The sequence below is a fragment of the Elioraea sp. Yellowstone genome (genome assembly GCF_006704265.1).
Taxonomy (GTDB): domain Bacteria; phylum Pseudomonadota; class Alphaproteobacteria; order Acetobacterales; family Acetobacteraceae; genus Elioraea.
The window spans coordinates 1-12,153 of the sequence record NZ_VIKA01000099.1; the positions used below are offsets into that span (position 1 = coordinate 1).

At 72.9% G+C, this 12,153-nt stretch carries 11 protein-coding genes and 1 pseudogene; 3 read left to right on the plus strand and 9 right to left on the minus strand.

Features of this window, described 5'->3' with window-relative positions; all coding sequences use genetic code 11:
* Nucleotides 1-953: exosortase A (gene xrtA / locus FK498_RS13220; protein WP_141855303.1), on the minus strand; the 953-nt coding region annotated here is incomplete at its 3' end.
* Between the two features lie 129 nt (nucleotides 954-1,082).
* A complete protein-coding gene (locus tag FK498_RS13225; protein ID WP_141855306.1) occupies nucleotides 1,083-2,309 on the minus strand; it encodes a TIGR03087 family PEP-CTERM/XrtA system glycosyltransferase in 1,227 nt (408 codons plus the stop codon).
* Between FK498_RS13225 and FK498_RS13230 the strand changes: the two genes are divergently transcribed.
* Nucleotides 2,283-2,750 (plus strand): BrnT family toxin, encoded by a 468-nt coding sequence (locus tag FK498_RS13230; RefSeq protein WP_237560939.1) that lies wholly within the window; start codon nucleotides 2,283-2,285, stop codon nucleotides 2,748-2,750. The two genes, FK498_RS13225 and FK498_RS13230, sit on opposite strands and share 27 nt — an antisense overlap.
* A 202-nt stretch (nucleotides 2,751-2,952) precedes the next feature.
* Here FK498_RS13230 and FK498_RS13235 read toward each other — a convergent pair whose 3' ends face one another.
* Genes FK498_RS13235 through FK498_RS13265 form a run of 7 tightly spaced genes read right to left on the minus strand, consistent with a single transcriptional unit; the run spans nucleotide 2,953 to nucleotide 10,697 of the window.
* A complete protein-coding gene (locus FK498_RS13235; protein WP_141855308.1) occupies nucleotides 2,953-3,996 on the minus strand; it encodes a FemAB family XrtA/PEP-CTERM system-associated protein in 1,044 nt (347 codons plus the stop codon).
* A gap of 11 nt (nucleotides 3,997-4,007) precedes the next feature.
* Nucleotides 4,008-4,850 (minus strand): XrtA system polysaccharide deacetylase, encoded by an 843-nt coding sequence (locus FK498_RS13240; RefSeq protein ID WP_141855310.1) that lies wholly within the window; start codon nucleotides 4,848-4,850, stop codon nucleotides 4,008-4,010.
* Entirely contained in the window at nucleotides 4,847-5,854 is a 1,008-nt protein-coding gene (locus FK498_RS13245) for an AAA family ATPase (RefSeq protein WP_141855312.1), read from the minus strand. The genes FK498_RS13240 and FK498_RS13245 overlap by 4 nt, the downstream gene beginning before the upstream one ends.
* A 12-nt stretch (nucleotides 5,855-5,866) precedes the next feature.
* The gene (locus FK498_RS13250) at nucleotides 5,867-7,624 is read right to left on the minus strand and encodes a TIGR03016 family PEP-CTERM system-associated outer membrane protein (protein WP_161988412.1); all 1,758 of its coding nucleotides are present in this window, start codon (nucleotides 7,622-7,624) and stop codon (nucleotides 5,867-5,869) included.
* Nucleotides 7,596-8,537 carry a P-loop NTPase gene (locus tag FK498_RS13255; RefSeq protein ID WP_141855317.1) on the minus strand — a complete coding sequence of 314 codons (942 nt, stop codon included), beginning with the start codon at nucleotides 8,535-8,537 and terminating at the stop codon, nucleotides 7,596-7,598. Before FK498_RS13255 ends, FK498_RS13250 begins: the two co-directional genes overlap by 29 nt.
* Entirely contained in the window at nucleotides 8,534-10,048 is a 1,515-nt protein-coding gene (locus FK498_RS13260; RefSeq protein WP_141855319.1) for an XrtA system polysaccharide chain length determinant, read from the minus strand. The genes FK498_RS13255 and FK498_RS13260 overlap by 4 nt, the downstream gene beginning before the upstream one ends.
* Nucleotides 10,049-10,052: 4 nt before the next feature.
* Nucleotides 10,053-10,697 carry an XrtA/PEP-CTERM system exopolysaccharide export protein gene (locus FK498_RS13265; protein WP_141855321.1) on the minus strand — a complete coding sequence of 215 codons (645 nt, stop codon included), beginning with the start codon at nucleotides 10,695-10,697 and terminating at the stop codon, nucleotides 10,053-10,055.
* A 482-nt stretch (nucleotides 10,698-11,179) separates the two neighbouring features.
* Here FK498_RS13265 and FK498_RS13270 point away from each other — a divergent pair, with 482 nt between their 5' ends.
* Both FK498_RS13270 and FK498_RS13275 read left to right on the plus strand, forming a co-directional pair.
* A complete protein-coding gene (locus tag FK498_RS13270; protein WP_161988413.1) occupies nucleotides 11,180-11,812 on the plus strand; it encodes a sugar transferase in 633 nt (210 codons plus the stop codon).
* Nucleotides 11,813-11,836: 24 nt separating this feature from the next.
* A pseudogene (locus tag FK498_RS13275) lies at nucleotides 11,837-12,153 on the plus strand (PEP-CTERM system histidine kinase PrsK); the annotation flags it as partial.

Here is a 12,153-nt window from a genome sequence, read left to right on the forward strand (position 1 = left end):
CCCGCCAGCAGCGCCGGCCGGACCGGGCGCGCGCCCTCCCCCCGCGCGAGCCGGCGCCACCAGCCCTCGCCGGGCTGGTCCGGCCGGTCCTCGCGGAACGGCAGCCCGGCCAGGATCAGCAGCAGGATCACCACCGAGAAGAAGCCCCAGCCGTAGATCACGTGGTCGGCCGCCGCCGCCTCGGCGCTGCCGAGATACTCGGCCGCGACCACGATGCCGAGGGCGCGGATCCCGTTGGCGACGATCGGCACGACGACGGCGAGCGCCATCACGACCAGCCGCCGGCCGGGGCTGCGGAACATGGTCGCGGCGTAGAGGGCGCCGAAGGCGAGGGCGGCGATCGCGAAGCGAAGCCCCGCGCAGGCCTCGGCGACGTGGAACCGCCCCGCCGGAGTGTCGATCAGGAGCCCGTCGACGTAGTGGGAGATGTTCCAGAGATCGAGGCCGAGATCGATGAAGTGCGCCGTGATGAGCTGGAGATAGGGCACGGCGAAGCCGCCGAAGGGGACGAGGAAGAGCGTGTAGGCGAGGGGGATCGCCATCGCGAGCGCGGCGCGCCAGCCGATCACGGCGACCACGAAGACCTGGATCAGCGCCCAGGCGGTGAGCTGACGGCCCTCCATGATGCCGAGCCGTTCCGCGGCCAGCCAGGCGAGGGCCGGCGGGATCGCCAGCAGCGCGAGCAGGGGCTGCGGCGCGGGGGCGATCGCGGCGAGGCGGTGGCGGCGCTGCCAGGCGAGCCAGGCGGCGATCGGGGCGATCAGCCAGCAGTGGTTGTAGGCGGTGGAGGTGTTCCAGACCCGCACCGCCGCCGCCGCCTCCTCGCGGAACACCACGAGCAGCGCGGCGAGGCCGAGGATCAGCGCGACCGTGGTCATCCGCCATGCGGGGGGTACGGGGGCAGCCTCGGCGGCGGCCGGGAACGGGGCGACCGTCTGGCCGATCGCGTTCATCCGTGTGGTCTCCGCGGTGGTGGCGGCGGCGTCTCGATCCTGGCACAACGTGTCGCAGAACGGGCGGGCGGGGTCAAAACACGAAACGGGTGGGTGCCCGGCCTGTGGCGCGCCCCCGCGCAGCCTGACCTACCGGGCCTGGCCCGGACCGGACACGGGCAGCACCGCGTCCAGCCGCGCGAGCGTCGCCCGCCAGTCATGCCCCGCCGCGACCGCCGCGCGCGCGGCCGCGCCCAGCCCCGGATGGGCCCCGTCCAGCACCGCGGCGACAGCGGCGGCGAAGGCCTCGGCCCCTTCCGCCACCAGAAGATCGCGGCCCGGGGTGGCGCGCACGCCGGCGAAGGCCTCGGGAGTCGCGACCACGGGCCGCGCCATCGCCATCGCCTCGAGAACCTTGTTCTGGATGCCGCGCGCGATCCGCAAGGGCGCGACCGCGACCGCGGCATGGGCGAGGAAGGGCCGCACATCGGGCACGCTGCCGGTGACATGCACGCCGGGCAGGCGGGCGAGCGCCCGCACCGCCGCGGCGGGGTTGGCGCCGACGATCCAGAACGAGGGCGCAGGCGTGCGGGTGCCGAGGCGCGGCAGCACGGCCTCGGCGAACCAGGTCACCGCCTCGACATTGGGCCGGTAGCCCATGGTGCCGGTGAAGACGATCGGCACGGCGCCGGGGGGGTAGGGGTTCGGCCAGTCCTGCCGCGGGTCGAAGCGGGCGAGATCGACGCCGTTCTCGACCCAGTCGACCCGCGCGGCGCAGTCGGGGGCGAGGCTGACGAAATGCCGCGCCTCCGCCTCGGAGACGAACAGGGTGCGGTCGAAGTCGAGGGCCGCGCGCCGTTCGAAGGCGGCGAGCGTGCGCGCCTCGCGCGCCCAGATCAGCCGCATCGGCGGCGCGGCCCCGGCGGCATAGGCCTGCCACTTCGCGGAATCGACATCGACCATGTCGAGCACACGCCGGAAGCCCGTCCGGTGCGCGCCCGGCCCCATCACATAGGGCGCCATGGCCGAGGAATAGACCAGGGCCGCGTCCCAGCGGCGTTCGGCGAGGCCGCGGCGCACCCAGGCGGCGAGGGCGGGGTGGTGGAACCAGCCGAGCGAGAGCGGCCGGCCGGGGCGGGCCCGGGCGAGCGCGCGTAAAGCCGCCTGCCAGCGTCCACGCACGGGATGCGCCTCCACCTGCGCGCAGCGGCCGCGCAGTGTGGGGACGTGATCGAGGTCGCGCGGGTCATCGACCAGGCAGCCGAGCTCGATCTCCCAGGCATTCGCCAAGTGATCGAGCATGTGCCAGGCGCGGATCTTCTCGCCCTTGTCGGGCGGGTAGGGGATGCGGTGGGCGAGGAAGAGCAGGCGGGGCATGCGCCCCCTTACAGCATGTCGGTTGCCGCGGGCCTACCGCGCGGCCGATTGCATGCAATGGCTGCCGCGACCTTCCGGGCTGCGGCGTGCCGGTGGTCGATCCCTGGCGGGGTGACCTGTCGGCTCGGCCCAGATCGTCCTCTGGCCTACATCCTGCGCCTGGAGTTCGCATGGGACGGGGCCAGGAGCGATGCCTGTTGCGCCGCGCGAGGCTTCGACTTCCCTTACGCCATCGGGGTCTTCCTCGATCCGGACCGGCTGGTCGAGACCGATGACCGCTTCGACTGCGGCGCGATCCGCTGGCGCGTGCTCGACCGGATCGACGGTCGCGTCTTTGCGGTCATCTGCACGCCGCGACACGGCTGGCTCCGCATCATCTCGGCCCGCAAGGCCGACCGCAGGGACGTGAACCGCCATGGCCGGGCTGCGCGCACGACTTGAGGACGGCGCGCTGAAGGCGATCGGCCGCACGCCGCGCCGGCTGCGGGGACGGATCGATCCGCGCCGGGTCGATCTCACGACCGAGGCGGAGATCGCCCGCCACATCGCCGAGGAGGAGGCCGAAGCCGCACGCGATGCCGCCGCCTATCCCCGTCGCATGGGCCGGCGCGCCGGAAGTGGCGCTCGCCGCCCTCGGCTGAGCCTATCCCAGCCCGCGCACGAGCGGCGGGCCGAGCAAATTCGCGACCGGCAGCGGCAGGCGCTTCCAGAGCGCGATGAACAGCCGGTACTTGGGGTTGTTCGGGTTGTTCTCGGGGATCGCCGCGCCGGGTGCCAGCCGATAGCAGTAGTGGAGCTGTTCGGGTGTGAAACCCCAGTTCTTCTTGTAGTCGAAAGCGCCCGTGCCGGCCTTGGAGCGGCCGAAATCGAACCGCCTCGCCCCGCGCTCCCGACCCGCCCGGCGCATCACCTCCCAGTACATCACCTCGTTGGCCGACAGCGCGCGCGCCGCCACCGTCCCGCCGCCGTAATAGGGCAGCACCTCGCCACGGAAATGGAACGACAGCACGGAAGCGACCGGGCGGCCCTCGTGCAGCACCGTCGTCACGTCGTGCTCGTCCGGGAACGCCTCGGCGAGGGCGCGGAAATAGCGGCGGGGAAACACCGGCGAGCCGAGATTGCGCACGGACTCGGCATAGACGCGGTGCAGCGTGTCGGTGTCGCTGTTCGACACCGAGGTGAGCCCGCGCTTGAATCCCTTGCGCACCTCGGCGCGCTGCTTGCGCGGGATGTTGCGCGCCATGTCGGCCTCGTCGTCGCCGGTGATGACGATATCCTTCCGGAACGTGTAGTAGAGCGGCGGCCGGCCGAGCCATCCCTCGTCCTCGGCCTCGATGCGGCGGAACTCGAGCACGGGCGCGCCCAGTTTCCGTTGCAGATCGATCGCGTGCGCCTCAAGGGCGGCCGCCGCCTCGGGTGTGGCGGCTGCTGTCCCGCCATAGACGCAGAACGGCGTCGAGGCGAGCACGTCGCCGAACAGCAGGGTCTTCATGCGCGCGAGCGGGAGCACGCCGACGATCGCGCCGTCCTGTTCGGCAAAGGCGTAGTGGGTCGCATGGCCGAACACCGTCCGGATCACCCGCTCCCAGGCCGCGCGGTGGAAGAAGGTCGCGGTGCCGATCGCGCGCACGAAGGCATCCCAGGCAGGGGCGCTTGCCGGGTCGAGGGCACGGATCCGCACGGCCATGAGAACGCCGCTCAGGCCGCGATCGCGGCGGCGAAGACCTGGTCCATCCGGCCCCAGGCGAAGTCGCGCAGAAGCCGCGCCACGCGCCCCTCCATCGCCGCAAGCCCGACAGAGTGGCGGAACCGCGCGAGCCGCCCGGCGGCAACGCGCGGCTGCTCCGGATCGACCTCCCAGGGGTGGAAGTAGAACAGTCCCGGCGTGCCGTCCGCGTTGACGCGGGCGAGCCCCGCCCGGAACAGCGCATAGGGCACGAGGCGGAACCAGCCGCCGCCGGCGCAGGGCAGGTTGCGGCGGCCCACGCGCACCGTCGTCATCGGCAGCTCGATCACGCCCGACGGGTCGGGGCGGTGCGGGCCGCGCGGCGCGTCCGGCTCGCCGTAGAGGTCGTGCCGCACCGGGAAGACCGAGGAGGAATAGCGGTGCCCCTCCTCGGCCAGCACCGCATGCGCCCAGGGCGCCGAACGCCTGCCGATCGAGAAGGTCGGCGCGCGGTAGCCGATCACCGCAACCCCGCCCGCATCCTCCAGCACCGCCTTGGCGCGGCGGAGATCGGCGCGGAACCGCTCCGGCCCGATCGCGTGCACGAGCTCGTGGCCGTAGCCGTGGCTCGCGAGCTCGTGGCCGCCCGCGACGATGCGCCGGATCAGCGCCGGATGCCGCTCGGCCACCCAGCCGAGCGTGAAGAAGGTCGCGCGCACGCCGGCCTCGGCGAACAGCGCCAGGATGCGGTCGGTGTTCGCCTCGACCCGGCGCGGCAACGACTCCCAGGCGTCGCGGCCGATCACGGAGGCGAAGGCCTGGACCTGGAACCAGTCCTCCACGTCCACGCTCATCGCATTGGTCGGGCGGCTCATCGCCGCTGATCCAGCCCCGAGAACAGGTCCATCAGCCGGTTGAACACGCGCTCGCGCCGGGCGGCCTGCATCTCCAGCACCTCGATCCGGCGCGTGAGCTCCGCGATCGCTGAGGCCGGCACGCCCGCCCCCTCGTGGCCGCCATGCTGGGCGGCGAACTCGCGCAGCGGCGGCCGCGCCGGCGGCTGGCCGCCGGTCAGATCCTCCTCGAGCTCGCGCGCGGTGATCTCGACCATCGGCGCGGTCAGCGTCTGCGCCTGCTCGAGCGCGCCGCCGAGCAGCACGCGCGCGCAGAGCCGGTTGATCCGGCGCGGGATGCCCGAGCTGAACCGGTGGACGAGGTCGAGCGCCTCGGGCTCCCATTGCGGGTTTCCGGTCCAGCCGACCGCGCGCATGCGATGCTCGACATAGGCGTGCGTCTCGTCCTTCGAGAGCCCGCCGAGATGGTAGGAGGCGAGCACGCGCTGCCGGAGCTGGTCGAGATCGGGGCTGGCGATCGTGCGCCTGAGCTGCGGCTGGCCGAGCAGGATGGTCTGCAGGAGCGCCCGGCCGTTCTCGGTCACGTTCGAGAGCATGCGCAGCTCCTCGAGCGCCGAGGGCGGCAGTCCCTGCGCCTCGTCGACGATCAGCAGGTGCCGCCGGCCGACGCTCTCGCCGGCGCGCAGGGTCTCCATGATGCCGCGCAGCACGGCGGCCTTGGTGCCGTCGGAGGGCACGCCGAAGGCGTCGGCGACGAGGCGCAGCAGGTCGTCGCCCGCCACCTGGCTGGTCATGATGCGCGCGATGGTGAAGCTCGCCGGATCGAGCTCGGCGCAGAGCCGCTCGACCAGCGTGGTCTTCCCCGCGCCCACCTCGCCGGTGATGATGACGAAGCCCTCGCGCTGCGCGAGCCCGTAGACGAGATGGGCATGCGCGCGGGAGTGCACGCTCGAGGCGAAGAACAGCCGCGCATCCGGCGTCATCAGGAACGGGTGCGCGGTGAAGCCGTAGTAGTCGAGATACATGGGGCGCGCCCCTCAGAAGGTCTGCCGCACCGCAGCCACGATGATGTTCTGCAGCACATCGCCCGTGAGCCCGCCGCCCTCGCGGTAGGTCACCCGGTAGCTGAGTGAGCCTGACAGGCTTGGGTTGAGCAATCGTGTCAGCGTGGCACCGGCGCTGTAGTTGTTGACGTCGCCGCGGCCCTCGGTGGTGCTGATGCCGTAGCGGGCGAAGGCGGTGAGGTTGGTCGCCTCGTCCAGCGGGCGCGACCAGCTCAGGCTGATCGCGGTGGCCTTCTGCGCGGTCGGCGCCGTGGTCTGGCCGGGCTCGGCGGCGACCGGGCGGCGGTTGTCGTGGCTGAGCGAGAGCGTCACCACGTCGCGCGGCAGGGTGTGGCTGAGCGAGAGCGTGGCGGTGCGGGTGCGGAACAGCCCGCCCTGCTGGGCGAGCAGGGAGCCGGAGCCGGAGGGCAGGACGGGGGCGCCGGTCTGCGCATCGACCGGGTTGCCGAGCGGGTCGAGCACGATCGACTGCAGGAGATCGGCGGCCTGCAGGGCCGAGGTGCTGAGCCGGTCGGTGTAGCTCGCATAGACCACGGTGCGCGGCCCGAGCTCGGTGCGGCCCTGCACATAGGCAGCGTTGTAGCCGTCGCGCCTGCCGTACTTGACGGTGATGGAGGTCGCCTCGTTGGGCGTGTAGCGCACGCCGAACGCCCAGATCAGCCCGTCCACCTCGGTGACCGGCACGGTGTTGTAGCGCTGCTGCTCGTAGCCGATCTCGACCAGCCCGGCGATCGCGCGGGTGATCGCATAGCCGGTCTCGAGCAGGACGAAGCGGCGATAGGCGCCGTCATAGGTGCCCTGGCCCTCGAACTCGGTGGCGCTGACGCTGCCCTGCAGCAGGAGCCGGCCGAAATCCTCGCCCGAGCGGAGCACGGCGTAGCCCTGGTGCGAGGTGAACTCGGAGGCGCGGAACCCGACCGGGCCGAAGCCGGTGTCGCTCGGCGCCCGCCCGACCTGCGGCTGGCTCCGGTCGCTGTAGGTGAAGACGTAGCCCGTGCGCAGCGTGGCCAGGCCGCGCAGGCGCTGCACCAGGTAGGGCGAGATCGAGGCCGTGACGGTCTGCACCTGGTCGGCGCGCGCGACCGAGGCGTTGTCGTCCTGCGCGAAGCCGGAGGAGAGCGACTGCACGGTGGCCGAGGCGCGCGCATCGACGAACAGCACATCCGGCACGAGCGTCGCCAGGGCCTGGCCGAAGCCGCGATGGTCGAGCCGGTTCTCGTTGCTGTTCCTGGCATAGAAGCTGGCGGTGGGGGCGTAGTTCAGCGTGCCCTGCAGCCGCGCGGTGTCGGCGCGCACCAGGATCCCCGGCGAGACGCCGAGGATCAGGTCGGCTTCGCGGTTGCGGGGGGTGGCGCGGATGTTGTCGTTGAAGGTGAGGCTGAGCCCGAGGCTCGGGGTGATGGTCCAGGCGCGCTCGGGCCCGGTCGGGGCGGCGTAGAGGGTGGTGAAGGGGAAGCCGAGCGTGCCGGGGCGGAAGGGAGAGTCGGGGGCGACGGTGGCGCCGGGCGGCGGGGGCGGGGCGGCGCGCGGCGGCGGGGCGGGTGGCCCGGCGGGCTCAAGGGGGGCGGGACCTGCCTCGAGCTGCGCGGCGGCGGGCGCTGCGGCGAGCAGGGCGATCGCCGCACCGGGCCAGCCGGCCCAGGGCGACGGCCGGATCGGTCGGAGACAGGCTGCATCCCGCCGGAGCGATCGGCGCGCGATCCTAGCCGCCCGGCGGCGCAGCGTACGCATCATAGCCGCCGTATGCGCCGAAGGTGTCGTTGGCTGTCAATACCGCACGGTTCAGCAACAGCTGCAGATTGGGGCAGGCCTCGACCATGTCGAGCGCCGCCTCGACCTCGGCGCGCTGCGTCCGTTCCGCCTCCACCACCATCACGACCTGGCCGACGATCGGGGCGAGGATGGAGGCATCCGAGGTGGAGAGGCAGGGCGGCGTGTCGAGCACGATGATGTGGTCGGGCAGGGCGGCGGCGAGCCGGGCGAGCGCGGCCGTCATCATCGGCCCGGGGACCGCCACCGGCTGGCCGGCCGGATGCGTCCCGTAGGGCAGGAAGAACAGGCGCGGGATCGCCGTCGGCACCAGCAGCGCCTGCGGGGTGCGGTTCGGCTCGGCGGTCAGCAGGCGCAGGCCTGCGCTCTCGGCGTGGCCGAACAGGCGGCTGACCGAGAAGTGCTTGCCGTCGGCATCGACCAGCACCACCGGGCGCGCGCCGGAGTTCGCGATCGCGGCGGCGAGATTGAGCGCGGTGAAGGTCTTGCCCTCCCCTGGCCGGGCCGAGGCGATCATCACCATCCGTCCGCAGCGGCCATCCACGGAGGGCGTCGCCTTCACGGTGCGCAGCACGGCATGCTGGATGACCGCGATCTCCTCGGAGATGCGCGACCGGCCGGGTCCGCTCGGCCCGGCCACCAGCCCGGCCCGGATCATCACGTCGAGCGGGATGGGCGGCGCGGCAGGGGCGGTCGCCGGCCGCGGCGGCGGGGCGGGTGACGGCGGGAGAGGCGGCGCGGCGGCTGGCGCGGCGGGGGCGGAGACGGGCGGCTGGGGCTGGGGGGAGGGCCGCAGATCGCGCGCCTCCATCCCGCCCATCGCCTCGACCGCACGCTCGACGAGATGGGTGCGGCCTTTCGGCGCGGTGGTCATGCCATCAGCCTCGCGACTAGGTCGGGCAGTTTCGCCATCAGCGCCGGCCCGCCGGCGAGCACCGCGCCGTAGGCGGCGAGCAGCAAGGCGATGCCGGCGGCGAAGGCCACCGCGCCGCCGACGCGGCGCACCGGCTGGGCCGAAGAGATCGCGCCGAGCACCGGCAGGCCGAGCTTGCGCAGGTCGTGCACGGTGTAGAAGCCGCGGTCGAGCTGGACGAGCAGCAGGATGAGCGCGCCGCCCGCGCCGAGCCCGGCGAGCAGCACGCCGGTGGCGAACAGGAGCCGGTTCGGCCCGACCGGGGTGATCGGCACGGTCGGCGGCTCGACCACTTCGAGGCGCACGCGGTCGGCATCGGTGCGCGCCGCGCCGGCGATCTGCAGCGATTCGCGGCGGGCGAGCAGCTCCTCGTAGTTCTTGCGCAGCACGTCGTAGTCGCGGTTGAGGTTGACGTACTCGGCCTGCAGCTGCGGCACGGTGCGCAGCAGGTTCTCGAGCCGCTCGACCTCGGTCTCGACATCGCGGATCTGGCGTTCGAGCGAGGCGATCGCGGCGTCGGCATCGATCAGGCGCAGCTTGATCTGCTCGTGCAGCGGGTTGGGCGTGCCGCCGCCGCGCCCCGCCGAGCCGCCGCTGCGCGCGCCCTGCGCGCGGAGTTCGGCGATCATCGCGCGCGTGGCCGTCACCTCGGGATGCTGGTCGGTGAAGCGCAGCAGCAGGTCGCGCAGCTGGCGCTCCGCGGCGATCAGGCGCGGATCGCCGCCGCCGCCCGCCGCGGCGATCGTGGCGGGGGTGGCGTCGAGCTGTTCCTGCAGCAGGCCGCGCTTGCGCTTCTCGTCCTCGAGCTTGCCGCGCAGAGTGGCGAGCTGGCCGCGCGCTTGGTCGAGCTTGCTCGCGCCGCCGAAATTCTCGGACGGCAGGAGGTCGATGTAGCGGGCGCGGAACTCGGCGCGCTTCTGCTCGACCGCACGGAGCTGCGCCTCGTAGCTCGCGAGCTGGGTGGCGATGAACTGCCGCGCGGTCTGCATCTGCTGGCGGTCCTGGCTGGTGGCCGCCTCGATGAACAGGTTGATCACGGTCTGCACGACCGCGTGCGCGAGGCGCGGGTCGTGGTCGCGATACTCGATGCGGAAGAGGCTGCGCGTCTGCGGGCTGATGCGGATCTCGCGGCCGAGCCGGTCGATCAGCGCCTCGCGCGAGGCGGCGTCGGTGACGCGCAGGTCGAGATCGGTGCGCGCGATCACCCGTTCGAGGTTCGGGCGGCTGAGCAGGGTGCGCTGCAGCGTCTCGACCTGGCGTTCGGGCGCGCCGTCGACGGCGATGTTGCGCAGCACGCTGCCGAGGATCGCGTCGACATCGGCATAGATGCGCGCATTCGCCTGGTAGATGTCGGGCAGCTTGTAGACCGCGATCCAGCCCGCGCCGCAGACGAACCAGGCAAGCAGCAGCGCCTTCCAGCGATGCCGCCAGCCGGCGGCGAGATGGCGGCGGATCAGCGCGCCGATGTCCATCGCCTCAGAACCAGCCCTGCGGGATGACGAGCGTGTCGCCCGGCCGCATCGGCAGGTCCTGGGAGATGTCGCCGTCGCGCAGCAGGTCGGAGAGTCGCACGGGGATCACCTCGGCCGGTCCGCCGACAGTCTCGCGGCGGATGATTTCCGCACTGTTACCGGCGGCGTAGCGGGTGAGCCCGCCGGCCTGGATCATCACATCGAGCACGCTCATGCCCTCGCGGTAGGGCAGCGCGACCGGGCGGGCGGCCTCGCCGATCACGCGGATCTGGCGCGCGGGCGGGCCGACGAAGGAGGTGACCAGCACGGTCACGAACGGCTCGCGCACGAACTTGCGCAGCTCGCCCTCGATCGCGGTGGCGAGCTCGGAGGGCGTGCGCCCGGCCGCGACCAGGTCCTGCACCAGCGGGGTGGAGATCCGGCCGTCGGGGCGCACCGGCACGGTCGCGTTCAGCTCCGGCAGGCGATAGACGACGATGCTGAGCGTGTCGCCGGCGCCGATCACGTACTCCGGGGCGTCCATCGCCGGCAGAACCGGACGCGGATCGGTGGTCGGCACGGCGACCCGGCTGGGACCGCAGGCGCCGAGCGCGAGCAGGGCGGCGAGCGCGACGAGGGAGGGGACGAGGTGGGGGGATCGACCGTGCATCGCTGTTGCCTCGCTGTCCTGTCGATACGGGCCTTCAGAGTACGGCTGATCCGCGGCCGCCGGAACGGCCGGCCGGGGGACACCTTTCCGGCGATGGTCGCGTTCTTATCAGACGGCACCCCTCCGCACAATAGAAAAAATCTAATTTGCTATCATTTTTGAGATGAATCCCCGAGGAGACAACACCCCGACCGACAGAATCGGACCGCCCCCGCCATTCCAGGTTGCACTCCCTCCTCCGCCAGGCCTGCGCCCCGGCGCATGATCATTTCGCTCCCGCGGCAGCTCCCGCTGGTGTAGAACAGCCCAGCCCGGCAACCGTATGTGTAAGTTTTGAGATTGATCCCGTGGTTTGCGTGATATGGCTGGACGCCGAGCACAATCTGAGATAGTCCTCGCCCTCGGGAAAGACCGGCAGCGGGCCGCCATCGGCACCGTCGTGCCGGTTCCTTCCGTTCCCCCGCGGCATGCGGAGTGACGCGATGACACGCCCGGTTCCCCACAGCGCGCGCCTCTCCCTCGCCCAGCCCCTGCGCGCGACCTCCGATCCGGCGGGGGCCGCCGCCGGGACGGATCGGCCGGGCGAGGAAGTGCTGCGCCGCCTCCTCGAACTCGCCCTCGCCCTGCTCGCGCTCGGCTTCGCCGCGCCCCTGCTCGTCCTCGCCGCGCTCGCCGCAGCCGGCCCGATGCTCGAGCGCCAGCCCCGCCTCGGCCGGCACGGCCGGCCCTTCGTCGTCTGGCGCCTCCGCCTCCGTCCCGGCCCCTGCGGCCGCTTCCTGCGGCTCTGCCGGGTCGATGCCGTGCTTGAGTGCGTCAACGTGCTCCGGGGCGAGATGGCGCTCGTCGGGCCGCGTCCCGAGGCGCCCGCAGCCGCGGTGGAGCGGGCCCGCTGGATTCCCGGCTGGCGCGCCCGGATGGCGGTCCGACCCGGCATCCTCGGCTGGGCCCAGCTGCACGGCGCGGTCACCCAGATGCACCGTTCCGGCGCCTTCGCCGCCGCCCGCCGGATGCTCGCCTACGACCTCGACTACATCCGCAATCGCAGCCTCGCGCTCGATCTCGGTATCCTGTTCGCCGGCCTCGGCCGCGTGGTCGCCGGGGAGGAGGCGCGGTAGCCCGGAGCGGCCCGCGCGCACGACGTGACGGAAACGGTCTCGGTCCTGCTCCACACCGGTGCAGCCCTCTTCTGCCTGTTCTGGGCGGCGCTCGTGCCGGCGGCCGGGCGTGGGCGCGTCGCGCTCGCCCTCGCGGCCGCCTGCGCCACCGCCGCGCTCTGGACCGGCACGATCGCGCTCACCCCGCGCCAGCCGCTCGACGGGCTGGCGGGGGCGGCGGAGCTCCTGCGCACCGCGAGCTGGTTCGCGGTGCTGCTGGCGCTCTACCGCCGCTTCGCCGGCACCGCCGTGGTCCCGGCGATCCGCCGCTTCGCGCTCGCCGGCGGCGCGCTCGTCCTGGT